Source organism: Sphingobacterium sp. LZ7M1 (assembly GCF_024296865.1).
Lineage (GTDB): Bacteria > Bacteroidota > Bacteroidia > Sphingobacteriales > Sphingobacteriaceae > Sphingobacterium.
The window spans coordinates 1,277,853-1,294,796 of record NZ_CP101134.1 but is presented as its reverse complement, the minus strand read 5'-3'; the positions used below and the strand labels follow the sequence as shown (position 1 = coordinate 1,294,796).

Sequence of the window (16,944 nt, the reverse complement as noted above, 5' to 3'; positions counted from 1 at the left end):
TGTTTTATTTCTTCCACTTCAACCGCAGGCTGTTACTGACCACGCTCACGCTGCTCAATGCCATTGCCGCACCCGCAATCATCGGGTTGAGCAGGAAGCCGTTAACAGGGTAAAGGATGCCTGCCGCTACCGGAATGCCGATTACGTTGTAGATAAACGCCCAGAACAGGTTTTGCTTGATGGTGGCTACGGTCTGTTTGGACAAGCGTATTGCCTGCGGTATCTTGGTCAGGTCGGACGAAATGATGGTCATCTTGGCTACGTCCATTGCGATGTCGCTGCCTTTGCCCATTGCGATACTTACATCGGCTGTTGCCAATGCGGTGCTGTCGTTGATACCATCGCCCACCATTGCCACTACCTTTCCTTTACTTTGCAGTTCTTTCACAAAGTCGGCTTTGTGCTGTGGCAAAACTTCGGCTTTGTAATGCTTGATGCCTGTCTGCTCCGCAATGGCTTTTGCAGTAGCTTCATTATCTCCGGTCAGCATATACAGGTCAATGCCCATTTCCTGCATTTCCCGGATAGCCCGCACCGATGTTTCCTTAATCTTATCGGCGATAGCGATTACAGCAAGAGCCTTTTTGCTGTTTGCAAACCAGATAACGGTTTTAGACTGTTTGCCCCATTCTTCGGCCTGGTCTTGTAATTCGCCGGCAATGGCAATGTTGTTTTCTGCCAATAGCTTTTTGTTGCCTACATAATAGGTTTCGTTGTCATGGTCTGCTTTTGCGCCTTTGCCCGTAATGCTGTCGAACATGGATAAAGAGGTGGTCGCTACATCGCCAAGATGCTTCACTACGGCTTCTGCCAATGGATGCTCGGATTGCTTTTCGATGCTCAAAAGGATTTCTTTTGCAGTGTCCTCATTGTTCAGCCATTTAATGCCCGTTACCTGTGGTCTTCCCTCGGTGATGGTTCCGGTTTTGTCCAAAACGATGGCATTTACTTTTTTGGCCAGTTCCAAACTTTCGGCATCCTTTATCAAAATGCCATTTTCAGCACCTTTACCAACGCCTACCATAATAGCGGTGGGTGTCGCTAAGCCTAAAGCACAGGGGCAGGCAATGACCAATACCGTAACGGCTGCCAACAGACCTTGAACAACCCCGTTTTCGCCTCCCAAAATCAACCATAGCGTAAATGTCAGGATGGCAATACCTATCACTGTGGGAACAAAGATGCCCGCAATCCTATCGACCAGTTTCTGTACGGGTGCTTTGCTTCCCTGTGCATCCTGCACCATTTTGATGATGTGGGCAAGCATGGTTTCTTTGCCCACTTTTACCGCCCTGAACCGGAAGCTGCCTTTTTGGTTAATCGTTCCTGCAAATACTTTTTCTTTTTCTTTTTTCAATACAGGTACAGGCTCACCGCTTAACATGCTTTCGTCCACATACGAATTGCCCGATATGACCATGCCGTCTACCGCAATCTTTTCACCGGGCTTTACGAGTATCACATCGCCTGCGCTTACGTCTTCGATAGCGGTCTGCTTTTCCGTTCCGTCCGCATGTACCACGATGACCGTTTTTGGCTGCAAGCCCATCAGCTTCTTAATGGCTGAAGAGGTGTTGCCTTTGGCTCTTTCTTCCAGCAGTTTTCCCAAGAGGATGAATGCGATAATAACGGCAGCCGCTTCAAAATATACGTGAGCATGCAGTCCCCGTTGATGCCAAAAGTCGGCAAACAGCATATTGAAAACACTGAACAGGTAGGCAATACCTGTACTCAATGCCACCAGCGTATCCATATTGGCGGAACGGTGCTTTGCCTGCTTCCAAGCGTTTACAAAAAAATCCCTGCCCAACCATATTACAACGGGCGTGGAAAAGAGCCACATTATCGGGTCTGCATAGGGCATATCCATAAAGAACATTCCTATGATTACCACGGGCAGGGAAAGGATAATTGCCCAAATGGTCTTGTTTTTCAAGGTTCGGAATTTCTTTTCGTGGATGGCTTCGAGCGTTTCCTGCTGCTTGGTTTTGTCTTCAATCAATAGGTCGTAACCTACTCCCTGAACCGCTTTTTGCAGGGTGGAGGCATCGGTCATATTGGGCAGATATTCCACGGTAAGATTGCCCGTTGCAAAGTTCACGGAAGCATTAACTACTCCCGGTTGGTATTTAACAATGCTTTCGGCACTGCCCGCACAGGATGCACAGGTCATGCCCAATACCGGAAAAGCACTTTTAACCGTAGGAACTCCGTAACCTAAATCTTTAATTGCCTTAACAGCTTCGCCTACGGTTTCATTGCTATCTACTGTAATCGCTGCCCTGCGGTTGTTCAGCTCTACTTTATGGGTTTCTACGCCTTTTACCTGTGCCAATCCCTTTTCAACGATTAATGCACAGTGTTCGCTTTCTACATCCTCCAACGGTATGTATATATTTTCTCTGTTTGTCGCCATATTTGCCTGCTTTAATTTACAATGCAAAATTGGCTATTATAATTATGGGTACTGTTGTGAAATTTTGGATTTGATTTGTAAGATTTATTGAAATCCTGTATAGGTGAGCCACTTCATCAGATGGTTATCGCCATAAAGCCAGTTTTAGATGGTCTTTAAAACCACAAAGCATTGCGAAAGATAATCGCAATGCTTTATTGTTTGCTTAAAAAGCTGTGGTCTTAAAATACTGACGGATGCCCGGTCTTCTTCTTGGTGCGGGGTTTATTCAACTTTAGAATTAAATTGAATATCTACGTCAGTTGATGACTTAGGGTCATTAATCAAGTCCGTTTCAATCTTTCCTCCCTGTGGATAATGGCGCAGCACAACCCTGACCGTACCAGTGGAAGCGGTCGTGGTTGTCCAAACGCTTTCCAGCCCTAACGTAACGTTGTTGTCATCCTTATCCAAATTTGTGATTTGTATATTTGATGTGGAAGATGGCACGTAATAAATACGGTGGTCTATATTTTCCTCACTTACTTCTTCGGTAATGTCTTCACCATTTACCTCGTCAAGAAAGGATACGCTGACATCATAGGACTTACCCGGTTGCAGTGCAATCTGGTCTATGACCGGGGCGTTTCCTCCGGCTCCGTCAGCACCTTTCCAAGCATAAAGAAGTTCGTTCGTGGTTCCCTGTTCCTTAAAACGTAGCTGTACCGTAGTGATTACCTCGTTGTCGTTTTCTTCGGGGATAGGGTCATCGTCTTTGCTGCATGAGGTTGCGAATAGTACGATTGCCGCTACGGCAATCGAAGAAAAATGTTTGAATTTCTGTGTCATTGTTATATAAATTTAATTGTTGAAAAACGTGTTTGTCAGAAAACGTACTTTAATCTAACGGAGATGTTTCTGCCCATTTCGTCCGTAAAATACCTGAAGCTGTTCAGGTAGTTTCTGTACCGGGTATTGAACAGGTTGCTCACTGCAAGATTGATGTTCAGTGACCTGCCCAAGACACTGACCACTGTACCAGCGGATATATTTGTCAGGAGATAACCATCAGGGGGCAGCTTATAATCCTGCTGGCCGTGTATGTTTTCATCAGGTACTCTTGTCTGTTTTAAGACCAGCGGAATTTCCATCCCGATATAGGATTTTTGGAAAGACCTTATATCGGGCAGTTCGTAATTGAACCCCAATGAAAACCTGTCCGATGGCATGGAAATCAGCCAGTCGTTTATCGTTTTATTGTACGCCCTTAGCAAAGATGCCTTTCCTATGATGTCCAGTTTCTGTACAGGCTTGTAATTGATTAATAAATCCGTTCCCGTGAGATAGGCATCAGCCTGTTGATAGACGAATTTGGGAAATGCACCTGCAATGGTCAATACAGGCTCTCCCGGGCGGGGCTGTAAATAGATAAAGTTGTTGATGGAATTGTAGAATACAGACCAGTCTATATTTACTGATTTTTCTTCATTGCTATATGAAAGCCCCAAGACCGTGTTTACAGCCTGCTCTATTTTCAGGTTTACGTCCCCAAGTTCATAGGTGGCAGTACCTTGATGTATGCCGTCAATGAGCAGTTCGTTAACGTGGGGAGCCCTATTGGCAAGGCTGACCATTCCGTTTATCCTGATATGGTCTGAAAGATGGTAGATGGTATTGAATGATGCCCCGATTGTTGAAAAATCAAAGTCATGCTCCACAGGCTGGTTATTGTAAGGGTATCGTACCGTACTGATTTGCTTAAAATCATACCTGATACCGCCCTGAAGCTCCCATTTGTTCTTCTTCCATTTTTCAATCCAGTATGCACCGTATGTTTGGGAATTGTAGGCAGGGATGAGATACCGACCTTTGTAGGTATTGTCCTGCTGCATAGCGGATATGCCGATACTTCCGTTAAAGTTTTTGAATGTGGGATGCTCCCAAGAAATTTCTTCGGAAATCGTGCTGACATTCAAAGTCATTTGAGGCGTTGTAATTTCGCTGTTCCTGACTATATCAAATTCTTCCCTGTTGTTGAATTGTGCGGCAATCTGTATGTTCAGTTACCCGGCTTTCTCTCCGGCAAATATCTCCGGGTACTGGATAGGTTAATGGAAGAAGATTTAGTCCACAAAGTGGTAAACGTTGACGGGGGTGTAGGATATGCAAGTTGCCATAACTGTGAAGTAGTCCACAATCATAACCAATTGCATTTCAGTTGTCAAAAATGTAAATCGGTAACTTGTATAGAGGATGTGCAACCGTTATTTAAGTTGCCTAAAGGATATAAAATAAGTGAAGTCAATTTTACGGTGTCAGGGCTTTGCCCGCAGTGTTCCTGAATAGCGTAGCCGTTCCTATACTTTATCCAACGGCTTTCTCTTATCTTCCCGGACTTGTTTGAAATAGCTCGGGGTAAGCCCCGTTACTTTCTTGAACTGGTTGCTCAAATAGGCTACGCTTGAATAGTTGAGGCGCATGGCAATCTCACTTAACGACAGTTCATCATACACCAGCAGTTCTTTTACCTTTTCCACCTTTTGGGCGATAAAGTATTTTTCAATAGTTGTACCCTCTACTTCTGAAAACAGATTGGACAAGTAATTGTAATCGTGGTGCAGTTTATCGCTCAATACATCGGAAAGGTTGGTTTTTACATCACTATCCTGATGATGTACCAGGTCAATGATAATGTTCTTTATCTTTTCTATTATCCTGCCTTTTTTATCATCAATTACTTCAAACCCCAATGGCTCTAAAGTCTTGACCAAAGCCTCTTTCTCCGTAGGTGTAATTTCTTTGGTAAGGGTAACTTCGCCCAGCTTTACATTTTTAGCATCTAAACCAAGTTTATCCAATTCGTTTTGCACCACCATAATACAGCGGTCGCATACCATATTTTTAATAAAGAGTGTATTCATATCTTACTAACTGCTATATTAAGCACAATAAACAAATTTACGATTTAAGTCGAACTACGCTCGTTGCTTCCTGTCTAAATCAAGTTATCTGATTGCATTGTCTGCATAGGCGCTTTTAATTTGGGTTTTTGTTAACCTGAAGCCTCGGCCCAGGCTTCTAATTTAGTTAATTGAAACCTTGCGAAAGTTGTATTCCGCAAGGTTTTAAAACAGTGATACATCTGCCTTTGCTAATGGTCTGCATTCACCCTACAATATTAAATTATAGCAAATACTGGTACAGTTCGGCTATTGCATCGTTGTACTCTTTCTCCGCCTGCAAATAATTATTGGTAGCGGTATAAAAGTAACTTGCCTCCAAAAAATATTGGATAGTGGTTATCTCTCCGAATGATAACGCTTTATCCAATAGTTTAATACTGTTGATACTGCTTAATACTTTCTCATATTCTGCTACCGTCTTTTGCAGGTTGATATACTTTTCATACAGTTGCTTCAAATGATAATAATGTTCGTTCTTGTGCCGTGCTACCTGTACTTCTGCCACCGATAATTCAGCCTGCTTTTGCTTCACCCGATTTTTGTTTTCACACAAAGGAATGCTCACGCCTACTTTTGCACCGTAAAACTGCTGCCCTAAAATACCCTGATAATGAAAACCCACTTCAAATTTTGGCAGGGTCAATGCCTTAGTAACTTCAATATCCTTTTGGGCTACTACGGTCTGTTGTGTCAAATATTTTCTTACCGGGTCTTTGTATTCAATTGTTTCTTCCAATTCTTCAAATGCAGGAACGGGCTTATATTCAGGGTATATGGTATCGTTAAAGACTATCTCTATACCGCCGTTAAGTTCCGTCAGTTTTTGATGAAGTTGGTTGATAGCGGAAATGTTCAACTGATAATCTTTATTAATCTCAATCAATTGAAGTTTAGCCTTATTCACGTCCAGCACATTACCTTCGCCCTTATCCAGTTTGGTCTGAAAGTCGGTCAGGAACTTTTCGGTTTTTGTTTTCCGTTCTATAATTCTTTCCTGAAGTTTATTGCGGTATATCAGTTCAATGCAAATCTTTTTCGCTCCCAATAATATTTCCTGCCTGTTGGCTGTTAGCGAAAAATCTGCCTGCTTACTCTGCTCGCCAGCCAATGCTTTCTTTTTACTGTAAACCGTGGGAAAGTCGAAACGCTGCAAGACGTTAATGTCCGTTTGGTTGCCCGCAATGGCATAGGGTGAGCCACGCATAAAATCGTAGCTGACCACAGGGTCGTACAGCGTATTGCCCGTATGGTACAATAACTTCTGCGCATCCCAATATTTGCTTTGGGTTTGCAGCGTTTTATTGTTCTTGGCAACATCAGACAAGACGGTTTCCAATCCTGACTGTGCCTGCAATTGTATGGTAAAAACGCACATACAGATTGCCGTTAAAAATTTTATGTTCATGCTTTAGCTGCTTTTTTGTTAGATAAATAGTACACCGCCGGAACAATAAAAATGTTGAGCAATGTAGAAGTAAGCAAGCCGCCCAATATCACTTTTGCCATAGGACTTTGTATCTCGTTGCCGGGCAAATCGCCCGCAATAGCAAGCGGTATCAATGCCAGCCCTGCGGTAAGTGCCGTCATCAGGATGGGGCTTAACCTGTTCTTTGAGCCTTGTATAACCGTATCGTACAAATCCAACCCCTCATCACACAATGTATTGTAATGCGATACGAGCAGGATGCCGTTACGGGTAGCCACTCCAAACAAGGTGATAAAACCGATAATGGCAGGAATGCTCAAAATGCCACTGGTAAAATAGATGCTGAACACACCGCCAATCAATGCCAAAGACAGGTTGATTAAAATGATGGCGGCTAACTTTACCGTTTTGAACTCCCGGAACAGTATCAGGAAAATAATCAGAATGGAAAGCAGGGAGGTCGCAATCAAGGTCTGCGATGCTTCTGCCTCCGCTTCAAATTGCCCACCGTATTCAATGTGGTAATCTTCGGGCAGCTTTATTTTTTCGCCCACTATCTGTTGGATTTCCTCAACGGCACTAACGATATTGGTTAAGCGAAAACAAAATGTAACCGCAACAATCTACACCAAAGCAATCAGCAATCAGCTACAATTGGACATAAAACGGTACAACAGCCAATACCTCCCGATTGAAATTAAGGTTTTCTCCGATACCCACGACCGATTTTTGATAATAGACCAAGCGGAGCTTTACCATATAGGGGCTTCGCTCAAAGACCTGGGCAAAAAATGGTTTGCATTTTCCCGAATGGATATTGAGGTGGGCAGGATGCTTCACATCTTGAACAAACAATAAACGCTCCGGATTCAGAGGGTTTAATTTTAGTTTCTTGACAATTCTAAAATCCCGCTAAGTTATTTACATCAACTTAGTATAGTTTCTTCTTCAACCATAAACTTGCCCTTACCAATAGTATCAGTACAGGCACTTCGACCAATGGTCCGATAACGCCAACAAATGCCTGTGGAGAATGAATACCAAAAACCGCAATGGCTACGGCTATGGCCAATTCAAAATTGTTCCCGGTGGCTGTAAATGCTATGGACGCGTTCCTGTCATAAGGAACATTCAGGGATTTGCTTATAAAAAAGCTCACGAAAAACATCAATACAAAATAGATGATTAGCGGTATGGCTATCTTAATCACGTCCACTGGCAACTCCAATATCTTGTCGCCTTTCAAACTGAACATCAGTACAATGGTAAACAATAATGCGTAAAGTGTAATAGGTGATACTGCCGGTATGTATTTTCTATTGTACCATTCAATGCCTTTTGATTTTATAAGAACATATCGGCTCACGAAACCTGTAAAAAAAGGAATACCCAAGTATATCAACACGCTTTCGGTAACGTCTTTCATTGATACATTTACATTGAAATTGGCTAATCCTAATTTACTCGGCAATACGTTGATAAAAAGCCAAACCAAAAAACTGTAACTCAATATCTGAAAGACACTGTTCAACGCTACCAATAGTGCCGTATATTCCCTGTTGGCTTTTGCCAGGTCGCTCCATACAATTACCATTGCGATACATCTTGCCAATCCTATCAAAATCAATCCCGTCATATAATCGGGTTCATTCCTTAAAAACAGAACGGCTAACCCGAACATCATTACCGTACCGATTACCCAATTGAGGAATAAAGATATTCCAATTACTTTTTTATCCTTAAACGCTTTGGGCAATACTGTATAATCCACCTTTGCCAATGGCGGGTACATCATCAGTATCAAACCTATTGCCAGCGGGATATTAATGGTTCCTACGGACAAGCTGTCTGTTACGTTAGAAATGTTGGGAAAGAAATATCCTAATCCTACGCCAAATGCCATAGCAAGGAATATCCATAGGGTAAGGTAACGGTCAAGAAATTTTAGTTTTGGTTGCATTGGTTATTTTTTAATCATTGAAAAAACATAGAACATTTCAGTTGCTATCTCCAAACTCCTTTCCGCATATATCTTTGTCTGCTCTGTTGTGCCGTCTGAAATCTTCGGGTCTTCAAATGTGATAGGTATTCTCTTTTCTGCACCTGCAATAAAAGGACAGCCATCGTCTGCCTGTGAACAGGTCATAATGGCAGTGAATGCCGATACAGGATTGAAAGGGCTATCGTACTTTTTTGAAAAACCGATAATCGGCAAAGCATTTTCACTGTACTTAATAGCATAAACAGGATTGTCCGCTTCCGAAATTTTGAAAGCAGAAAAACCCTGTTCATTCAATGTTTCCACTACTTTCGGAAATAATGCCGTTTCTTCCGTACCGCCCGAATAGCAATATACATTCGGGATATGGTAATATACACTTGCCACCTGTGCCCAAACCTGCGATAAATGGCTTCTTCGTGAATTGTGTGTACAGATGAAATTGAGATTTATTACCTGTCCGTTGCTTACTTTTTGTTGTACGAAGTCTATCAAGGGTTGCAATATGGTTTTACGTTCTTCGCTTACGGTCTGAACATCAGATATTCCCTTTATGGTTTCAGCTAAATTCTTGTACATTACGATTGGTTTATAGGGTTTAACAACAGTCCGAATTAGGCGAACAGCAAGCACTGTTCAGCTCTGATAATTCTACTTTTTGTTTTTCGGCAGGAATACCGCAGGCATCACTTGCCAAACAAGCGGTTTGTTTGTTTTTCAGTACAAAATGGTTTCCGTTAAAATCCAGATTGTATTTGCCAATGGTTTCGCTTTGGTATTCCACTTCTATTTCGGCATCTTGAATATCCAATTTTTCTTCGGACAGTTTGATGATGTTCAATAGTTTGGTCGGCTTTAGCCTGTGTTCAAAATCGTTGGCGTTCCACAACTGGAAGTTGACGACCTTTTCATTTCTGATCGTTCCGCCACAATCAATAAAATGTTTTGTAACAATACCTACCTCCGTAACGTGGAAATGTTTGGGGACAAATGTTCCGTCCGCTAATTGAAATTCAACATTGTCCAATGTTGGTAAGATTTCTTTGATGTTTGATAGTTTCATTGTTTTTGAATTTTGAAATGATTTATTAAAATATTGTATCGTAATATAGCGATGTTAAATATTAAAAAAACACGGCTAACAGCACTTGTTTACCTTTACTTCCTGATCAAAGAATGAATTAAAATCTGCTTGGATTTTTTTCCAAACATTTTTATCGATGCAATAACAAACAGATTTAACCTCGATTGTGCCTTGAATGATGCCGATACTCTTTAACTCCTTTAAATGCTGAGAAATCGTAGCCTGTGCCAATCCCAATTCCTCGACCAGATCATTACAGATACAGGCTTTCTGGTTAATGATATATTGAAGTATGGCAACCCTTGCAGGGTGTGCCAGAACCTTAAATAGAGAAGCTAATCTGTTTTGCTCGTCCGTGAATATTTCTGATTTAGTAAGTCCCATGCTTTGTTTTTTATATATCGCAATATTACGATAATAAATTTAGATATAATATGGTTTGTAAAAAAACAATCAATTCTTTTAATAATCTTATGTGTGGTAAAACCCTACCTCTCAAAGCCAAACTCTGCCACTTTCAGTCGACCTTTTCTTCTCGCTGATACCTTAGCCGTTGCAAGAAAAAAAAACGAACAGGAACAATGATTGGGTTTTTATTGGAATGGGATATATTACACGGGCAAATGCAGAAATCGTCCTACTGTTCACAAAGGGAAAACCTCTTGAAAGACATGCAAGAGATGTTCCACAGGTGCTTATATCTCCCCGTGGAAGACAATCCGAAAAACCTGACAAAATCAGAAAGCGTATTGTTCGGCTTTTTGGGCAAGTTGACAGACTGGAGCTTTTTACAAGACAAAGTTCCCAAAACGATGATGATGATTTTGATGGGTCGGACGTATATGTCAATGAAGTGGACAACTCTATAACGATATCTGAATAAACACTGTTCTGCCAAATCCTGCCTCCCGAAGCCAAACCCTGCCACTTCTTCAAAGGCTCTTGCTCCCTGCTCTAATTTTAGGTTTTACGCAAAATTCTAAACAAAATTTAATTATGAGTACACAGCAAAAAGACCTGTCGTATTTCCGTTTACGACTACAGGAACTCCTGAACAGTAGTTTCCCTGAAAAAGCCAGCAACCAAAAATTTATTGACCAGCGTTCCTCGTGGGCTGCCAATGCCTATGAGGATGCGTTCCGTTCCGGCAATGCCATTGAGCAATGTAATGAGATAGCGAATTACATACTCTTTGAGGGTTTGCACTTCTCCAAGTTTGATATGGTTTTTCAGGTAGTATGCAATGAGTTCGATACCCTAATGGCAGACGAGGAACTGCGGCGGTTCGCTCTGAAAATGTTCCCTGTTTGCGAGAATGTTTTCGCCCAATATGAACTAGCCGATGATTTTGCCTACGGTTATGAGTTTGACCTGCTCTATACCGAGATAACCGGAACCATCGCAATATGGATTGAGGAAAATGGGCTTCAGTAAACGGCAGCATCTCTTGGACAATATCGAAGCCCTGCGGATTGCCTTTACATTGGAAAAAGAGCAACGAAACGCTACCGTGGGTGAAAGACTGTCAATGAAACAATACAGCGGATTTGGCGGTCTTAAATTCGTATTGAACCCCATAGCAAATGAAATAGATATCAACCATTGGAGGAAAACCGAACACGATTTATTCCCCATTACGCTGGAACTCCACAAACTGCTCAAAGAAAAGTCCGAAGACGATAAGCAATACCGCCGATACGTGGACAGTATGAAAAGCTCCGTGCTGACGGCTTTTTATACACCTCCACAGGTAATTGATGCAATTTCCGAAACCCTGCGGGAAAGCGATGTAAATATTCAGAAATTCCTTGAACCCTCCGCAGGTATCGGCTCGTTTATACAATCCTTTTCCGAAAACCAACAAACCAAAGTAACTGCCTATGAAAAAGATTTGCTGACAGGCAAAATCCTAAAACACCTCTATCCCGAAAGCAATATCCGTGTGAGCGGTTTTGAGGAAATCCCCGAAAAGGAACAAAATAGCTATGATGTTGTTGCAAGCAACATTCCGTTTGGCGATACTTCCGTGTTCGATCTTACGTTTTCCCGAAGCAAAGACCCCGCAAAAATACAGGCTGCCCGTAGCATACACAATTATTTCTTTTTGAAAGGAAACGATATGCTCCGTGAGGGTGGTTTGCAGGTATTTATTACTTCGCAAGGAATTTTAAACAGCCCCAACAATGAGCCGATACGTAGGGCGTTAATGAAAAGCAACCATCTGGTGTCGGTTGTCCGATTGCCAAACAACCTGTTCACGGAATATGCAGGTACAGAAGTCGGAAGCGACCTGATTATCCTGCAAAAGAATACGGCAAAACAACCTCTGAGCGAATTGGAAGAGCTGTTTTGCCAAAGCAGGCAGACCAAATACGATACTTCAAGCAATGCTTTTTTCCGTGACGGTACGAGGGTCATACATACCGACCGTAAGATAGATACCGACCCATACGGAAAACCTGCAATTATCTATACGCATAAAGACGGTGTTGCGGGGATTGCCAAAGATTTGAAGCAAATGCTTTCCGAAGATTTTGGAAAGCACCTGAATTTTGATTTGTACAAAGGCGAAAGCAACGATGAACCTATCGTACAAATTCCGATTACGCCAACGCCGGCACCTCCGGCTACTGAACCCGAAATCATACAACCCGAACGACCGCGTTTTACTGCACCAGCCATTGTACAGGAAAGCCAGCAGGAATTAAAACAGCTAAGCATTTTCGACCTGTTTGAAAATGTAAATGAAACCGTAGCGGTTATTACCCCGCCAAAGAAAACCACCCAAGCCAAAAGACAAACGACAAAAAGAAAACGTACCCCAAGAGGTCGGCAAACCGACCTCTTTAGCGGAGCGATGCAACAGTCCTATACATCTCCAGCATCAAACGGCACGGTCAATAAAACCTTACAAACCAATGGCACAAAACAGAAAACAATCGGCGATTTATTTTCACAGGCAAACAGTAATGGCCAAGCCGATAAGTCAGCCGGTACCGTACCTGCTACTGTTCCCGAACCTGCTCCGTACAGTGACGAACTCCAACAGTTTCACCGTAACGATTGCCTTGTCGTAGATAACGGTTGGGTCGGCTATTTGCAGGAAGTGGATAAAAGTGATGCAAGGGCAATATTCCACCCGTTGCAGTTACCGTCTTTGCAAAAAGCAAGAGCCGAAGCATATATCCAAGTTCGTGATACCTATATCGACCTCTACCAAAAAGAAGCCGAGAAACATTCAGAACACAAGGAAGAAAGGGAAAACCTTAACCGCTTATACGATGCTTTTGTCAAAAGGTACGGAAATCTCAACAGTGCGGACAATATCAAGCTCATCAAAACAGACAGTGTAGGCAAAGAAATGCCCTATCTGGAGCGTGTCGTTGGTGGTGTAATCCATAAGGCAGATATATTCAGCCGTCCTGTAAGTTTTTCTACCGCAACCATTGCAACGGACAATCCCGAAGAAGCGTTATCGGCTTCGCTGAACAAATACGGAAGCGTGGATTTGGACTTTATGTCCGAAATCAGCGGTATGCCTGCTGATGCTTTGAAAGAAGCCTTACACGGTCTCATCTACTACAATCCATTGCAAAAGGAATATGAAATATTCGAACGCTGGGTTGCGGGCAATGTAGTGGAGAAAGCCAACGAAATAAGAGATTACCTCGAAAGCAATCCCGATGATACCCAAGCTAAAGAAAGCCTTACCGTTTTGGAAGAAGCCCGACCAAGACGTATCGAATTTGAGGAACTCGATTTTAATCTGGGCGAACGCTGGATACCCACTGGCATCTACGCCCGATTTGCATCGCATCTGTTCGACGCAGATGTGAAAATCCACTATTCGGACAGTGCCGATGATTTTTCCGTCACCTGCAAACAGAAAAATGTCCATATATGGGATAAATATGCGGTCAAAGCCCAAAGCCGGACGTATGACGGGATTGCCCTGCTCAAGCACGCCCTTGTCAATACCACACCCGATATTTCCAAAACGGTACAGGTTGACGGAAAGAATGTCAAGGTACGGGATATGGAAGCCATACAAATGGCGAATACCAAGATTGACGAAATCCGAACCTCCTTTAACGATTGGCTCCACGCCCAAAACGATGAGTTCAAGATAAGGATGACTGACCAATACAACGACACCTTTAACTGTTTTGTCCGACCGCACTACGACGGTTCCCATCAGGTGTTTCCGGAATTGGACCGAAAAGCATTGGGTATTGAAGACCTGTATTCAAGCCAAAAGGATGCTGTCTGGATAATAAAGCTCAATAACGGTGCTATCTGCGACCATGAAGTAGGTGCCGGAAAGACGTTGATAATGTGCACGGGTGCACAGGAAATGAAGCGTTTGGGACTGGCTCACAAACCGATGATTATCGGGTTGAAAGCGAATATACCTGAAATTGCCGAAGCCTACCGCACCGCCTATCCGCACGCTAAAATACTCTATCCGGGCATTGATGATTTTACGCCCCAAAAACGACTGCGGATTTTCGGAGATATTAAGAACAACGAGTGGGATTGTGTGATATTGACCCACGACCAGTTCGGAATGATACCCCAATCGCCCGAAATACAAAAGGAAATCCTGCAATCCGAACTGGACAGTGTGGAGGAAAATCTTGACGTTTTGCGAAGTCAGGGCGATGAAGTAACCCGGGGTATGCTCGCCGGAGCAGAGAAACAGAAAGAAAACCTCGAAGTCAAGCTGAAAACCCTGCAACACGACATTGAAAACCGCAAAGATGATATTGTGGACTTCAAGATGATGGGTATCGACCATTTATTTGTAGACGAAAGCCACCAATTCAAAAACCTGATTTTCAACACAAGGCATTCAAGGGTTGCAGGATTGGGCAATCAACAGGGAAGCCTAAAGGCACTGAATCTTTTGTTTGCTATACGGACTATACAGGAACGTACCGATGCGGATATGGGGGCAACTTTCCTTTCGGGTACGACTATCAGCAATTCACTGACCGAATTGTACCTGTTGTTCAAATACCTGCGACCAAGGGCTTTGGCAAAACAGGGCATTAACTCGTTTGATGCGTGGGCGGCAATCTACGCAAAGAAAACAACCGATTATGAGTTTTCGGTCGCCAATAATATCGTGGCAAAAGAGCGTTTCCGCTACTTTATCAAAGTGCCGGAACTCGCTCAATTCTACTCCGAAATCACGGATTACCGTACCGCCGAAATGATTGGAATAGACCGTCCCGAAAAGAACGAGATATTTTACAACATACCTCCAACTCCAGACCAGGAGAAGTTTATTGAAAAGCTGATGGAGTTTGCCAAATCAGGCAAAGGGGAATTACTTGGCAGAAAACCGCTATCTAAAAAAGAAGAAAAAGCAAAAATGCTTATCGCTACGGACTACGCTCGAAAGATGTCTTTGGATATGCGAATGGTAAGCCCCCATTACCAAGACCACGCCGATAACAAAGCTTCCCATTGTGCAGATAATATTGCTAAATATTACAATAAATTCAATGCACAGAAAGGCACGCAGTTCATCTTCTCGGATTTGGGAACATACAAGCCAAATCAGTGGAATATCTACTCCGAAATCAAACGTAAGCTCGTGGAAGACCACGACATACCTGCACACGAAATCCGCTTTATACAGGAAGCGAAGAATGACAAGCAACGAAAAGAGCTAATCAAAGGAATGAACGAGGGCAAAATCCGTGTCCTTTTCGGTTCTACGAGTATGCTCGGTACAGGTGTGAACGCACAGAAAAGAGCCGTTGCCGTACACCATTTAGATACGCCGTGGCGACCGTCCGACCTTGCGCAAAGGGACGGTAGGGCTATCCGCAAAGGCAATGAGATTGCCAAGCATTTTAACGACAATAAAGTGGATGTAATCATCTATGCCGTTGAAAAATCGCTGGATAGTTATAAGTTCAACCTGCTGCACAACAAACAGCTATTTATTGACCAATTAAAATCCAACAATCTTGGTAAACGGACGATTGACGAAGGTGGTATGGATGAAAAGTCGGGTATGAATTTCTCGGAATATGTAGCTATCCTTATGGGCAATACCGACCTTTTGGACAAAGCTAAAATAGAGAAACAGATTGCCGGATTGGAAAGCGAAAGGCAATCGTTCAATCGTTCAAAATCAAGTGCCAAGTACAAACTGGAAGATTATGAGGCAGAACTTGGAAAAGCCCAATCCCGCTATGACCGTATGAGCCTTGATTGGAATAATTTGCAGGGACGTATCCAAAAAAACACTGACGGTTCCGTTGCCAACCTTATTAAATTAGACGTTTTGTCGCCCAATGCGGATATAAAACAAATCGGTGCAAAGCTCAATCAGCTTGCCGACAAATCCCGAACGGGTGGGGATTATGAAGAAATCGGTAATCTGTATGGCTTTCAACTTTTGGTAAAAACGGAAATGTCACAAAAAGAGGGGGTGGATATTCGTGTAAACCGTTTTTTTATTCAAGGTGAGGGTACTATCAAATATACATTCAACAATGGTGTAATGGCAAAAGATCCCGAAACAGCTTCACTAAATTTTATTAAAGCATTGGAAAAGCTGCCCACCTATATCAGAAAAGAACAGGAGAATATGGCAGATTTCCAAAAAAACATTCCAATACTTAAGGAAGTAATCAATGGTACGTGGACAAAAGAAAACCGACTTAGCGAACTCAAAACGGAGTTGGCGGCAATTGAGCGGAAAATACAGTTATCTAACACTCCGGAACCAATAGAAAATTCTACAGAACAAGTCGAAAAGCAGCAAGAAAATCCAAAGGCTATGGAAAGCGTAGTACCGACAAAAAGTATTTATATGTCACGGGGAGTATTGTAAAAACATTTACCCATTCATACATTTTCCTAATCACAACATCTCAGGTTCGTTCAATTTATTTCTGGACTGTGATTCATTTCAAAATTGATGAATAAATAGTAGCATAAACCACTACATTACAGAAATAATCTTACACCCACATATCTTATCTGTAGCTCGTTTTGAATCCAAAAAATCAAACAAATTGAATTGTATGTTGTTCTGTCTATGTGTTCTATCAAAAA

At 42.5% G+C, this 16,944-nt stretch carries 13 protein-coding genes and 1 pseudogene; 4 read left to right on the top strand and 10 right to left on the bottom strand.

Features of this window, described 5'->3' with window-relative positions; all coding sequences use genetic code 11:
- Nucleotides 1-4: 4 nt before the first annotated feature.
- The 6 genes from NMK93_RS05465 to NMK93_RS05440 form a co-directional block, all read right to left on the bottom strand.
- The gene (locus NMK93_RS05465; protein ID WP_002993255.1) at nucleotides 5-2,416 is read right to left on the bottom strand and encodes a heavy metal translocating P-type ATPase; all 2,412 of its coding nucleotides are present in this window, start codon (nucleotides 2,414-2,416) and stop codon (nucleotides 5-7) included.
- A gap of 264 nt (nucleotides 2,417-2,680) precedes the next feature.
- A complete protein-coding gene (locus NMK93_RS05460; protein ID WP_002993254.1) occupies nucleotides 2,681-3,244 on the bottom strand; it encodes a hypothetical protein in 564 nt (187 codons plus the stop codon).
- Between the two features lie 35 nt (nucleotides 3,245-3,279).
- Nucleotides 3,280-4,377 carry a TonB-dependent receptor gene (locus NMK93_RS05455; RefSeq protein WP_094258254.1) on the bottom strand — a complete coding sequence of 366 codons (1,098 nt, stop codon included), beginning with the start codon at nucleotides 4,375-4,377 and terminating at the stop codon, nucleotides 3,280-3,282.
- 375 nt (nucleotides 4,378-4,752) lie between these two features.
- On the bottom strand, nucleotides 4,753-5,316 hold the full coding sequence (locus tag NMK93_RS05450) for an AraC family transcriptional regulator (protein ID WP_002993247.1): 564 nt from the start codon (nucleotides 5,314-5,316) through the stop codon (nucleotides 4,753-4,755).
- 262 nt (nucleotides 5,317-5,578) lie between these two features.
- Nucleotides 5,579-6,763, bottom strand: a complete 1,185-nt coding sequence (locus NMK93_RS05445) for a TolC family protein (RefSeq protein WP_002993245.1) — start codon at nucleotides 6,761-6,763, stop codon at nucleotides 5,579-5,581.
- On the bottom strand, nucleotides 6,760-7,338 hold the full coding sequence (locus tag NMK93_RS05440; protein ID WP_002993243.1) for an efflux RND transporter permease subunit: 579 nt from the start codon (nucleotides 7,336-7,338) through the stop codon (nucleotides 6,760-6,762). The genes NMK93_RS05445 and NMK93_RS05440 overlap by 4 nt, the downstream gene beginning before the upstream one ends.
- Before the next feature lie 25 nt (nucleotides 7,339-7,363).
- Between NMK93_RS05440 and NMK93_RS05435 the strand changes: the two are divergent.
- Nucleotides 7,364-7,642 (top strand): annotated as a pseudogene (locus NMK93_RS05435) (ORF6N domain-containing protein); the annotation flags it as partial.
- A gap of 73 nt (nucleotides 7,643-7,715) precedes the next feature.
- Here the strand turns inward: NMK93_RS05435 and arsB are convergent.
- The 4 genes from arsB to NMK93_RS05415 all read right to left on the bottom strand — a co-directional run bounded on the left by arsB (nucleotide 7,716) and on the right by NMK93_RS05415 (nucleotide 10,251).
- Complete coding sequence (gene arsB, locus NMK93_RS05430) at nucleotides 7,716-8,744, bottom strand: ACR3 family arsenite efflux transporter (RefSeq protein WP_002993239.1); 1,029 nt, start codon at nucleotides 8,742-8,744, stop codon at nucleotides 7,716-7,718.
- Nucleotides 8,745-8,747: 3 nt separating this feature from the next.
- Complete coding sequence (locus NMK93_RS05425; RefSeq protein ID WP_002993237.1) at nucleotides 8,748-9,362, bottom strand: hypothetical protein; 615 nt, start codon at nucleotides 9,360-9,362, stop codon at nucleotides 8,748-8,750.
- A gap of 19 nt (nucleotides 9,363-9,381) precedes the next feature.
- Complete coding sequence (locus NMK93_RS05420; RefSeq protein ID WP_002993236.1) at nucleotides 9,382-9,846, bottom strand: DUF6428 family protein; 465 nt, start codon at nucleotides 9,844-9,846, stop codon at nucleotides 9,382-9,384.
- A gap of 75 nt (nucleotides 9,847-9,921) precedes the next feature.
- Nucleotides 9,922-10,251 (bottom strand): helix-turn-helix transcriptional regulator, encoded by a 330-nt coding sequence (locus NMK93_RS05415; RefSeq protein ID WP_002993233.1) that lies wholly within the window; start codon nucleotides 10,249-10,251, stop codon nucleotides 9,922-9,924.
- Nucleotides 10,252-10,420: 169 nt separating this feature from the next.
- On the opposite strand from NMK93_RS05415, the gene NMK93_RS05410 reads away from it, so the two are divergent.
- The 3 genes from NMK93_RS05410 to NMK93_RS05400 all read left to right on the top strand — a co-directional run bounded on the left by NMK93_RS05410 (nucleotide 10,421) and on the right by NMK93_RS05400 (nucleotide 16,720).
- The gene (locus tag NMK93_RS05410) at nucleotides 10,421-10,750 is read left to right on the top strand and encodes a hypothetical protein (RefSeq protein WP_002993231.1); all 330 of its coding nucleotides are present in this window, start codon (nucleotides 10,421-10,423) and stop codon (nucleotides 10,748-10,750) included.
- 113 nt (nucleotides 10,751-10,863) lie between these two features.
- Entirely contained in the window at nucleotides 10,864-11,301 is a 438-nt protein-coding gene (locus NMK93_RS05405) for a DUF1896 domain-containing protein (RefSeq protein ID WP_002993229.1), read from the top strand.
- Nucleotides 11,288-16,720: an N-6 DNA methylase gene (locus tag NMK93_RS05400; protein WP_094280390.1), complete on the top strand. Its 5,433-nt coding sequence runs from the start codon at nucleotides 11,288-11,290 to the stop codon at nucleotides 16,718-16,720. The genes NMK93_RS05405 and NMK93_RS05400 overlap by 14 nt, the downstream gene beginning before the upstream one ends.
- Nucleotides 16,721-16,944 lie beyond the last annotated feature (224 nt).

What these genes read in the sequence shown, in the direction of transcription:
- NMK93_RS05445 (WP_002993245.1), bottom strand. Translation starts at nt 6,763, where the DNA reads ATGAACATAAAATTTTTAACGGCAATCTGTATGTGCGTTTTTACCATA.
- NMK93_RS05400 (WP_094280390.1), top strand. Translation starts at nt 11,288, where the DNA reads ATGGGCTTCAGTAAACGGCAGCATCTCTTGGACAATATCGAAGCCCTG.
- NMK93_RS05420 (WP_002993236.1), bottom strand. Translation starts at nt 9,846, where the DNA reads ATGAAACTATCAAACATCAAAGAAATCTTACCAACATTGGACAATGTT.
- NMK93_RS05425 (WP_002993237.1), bottom strand. Translation starts at nt 9,362, where the DNA reads ATGTACAAGAATTTAGCTGAAACCATAAAGGGAATATCTGATGTTCAG.
- NMK93_RS05460 (WP_002993254.1), bottom strand. Translation starts at nt 3,244, where the DNA reads ATGACACAGAAATTCAAACATTTTTCTTCGATTGCCGTAGCGGCAATC.
- NMK93_RS05465 (WP_002993255.1), bottom strand. Translation starts at nt 2,416, where the DNA reads ATGGCGACAAACAGAGAAAATATATACATACCGTTGGAGGATGTAGAA.
- arsB (WP_002993239.1), bottom strand. Translation starts at nt 8,744, where the DNA reads ATGCAACCAAAACTAAAATTTCTTGACCGTTACCTTACCCTATGGATA.
- NMK93_RS05405 (WP_002993229.1), top strand. Translation starts at nt 10,864, where the DNA reads ATGAGTACACAGCAAAAAGACCTGTCGTATTTCCGTTTACGACTACAG.
- NMK93_RS05455 (WP_094258254.1), bottom strand. Translation starts at nt 4,377, where the DNA reads ATGACTTTGAATGTCAGCACGATTTCCGAAGAAATTTCTTGGGAGCAT.
- NMK93_RS05415 (WP_002993233.1), bottom strand. Translation starts at nt 10,251, where the DNA reads ATGGGACTTACTAAATCAGAAATATTCACGGACGAGCAAAACAGATTA.
- NMK93_RS05450 (WP_002993247.1), bottom strand. Translation starts at nt 5,316, where the DNA reads ATGAATACACTCTTTATTAAAAATATGGTATGCGACCGCTGTATTATG.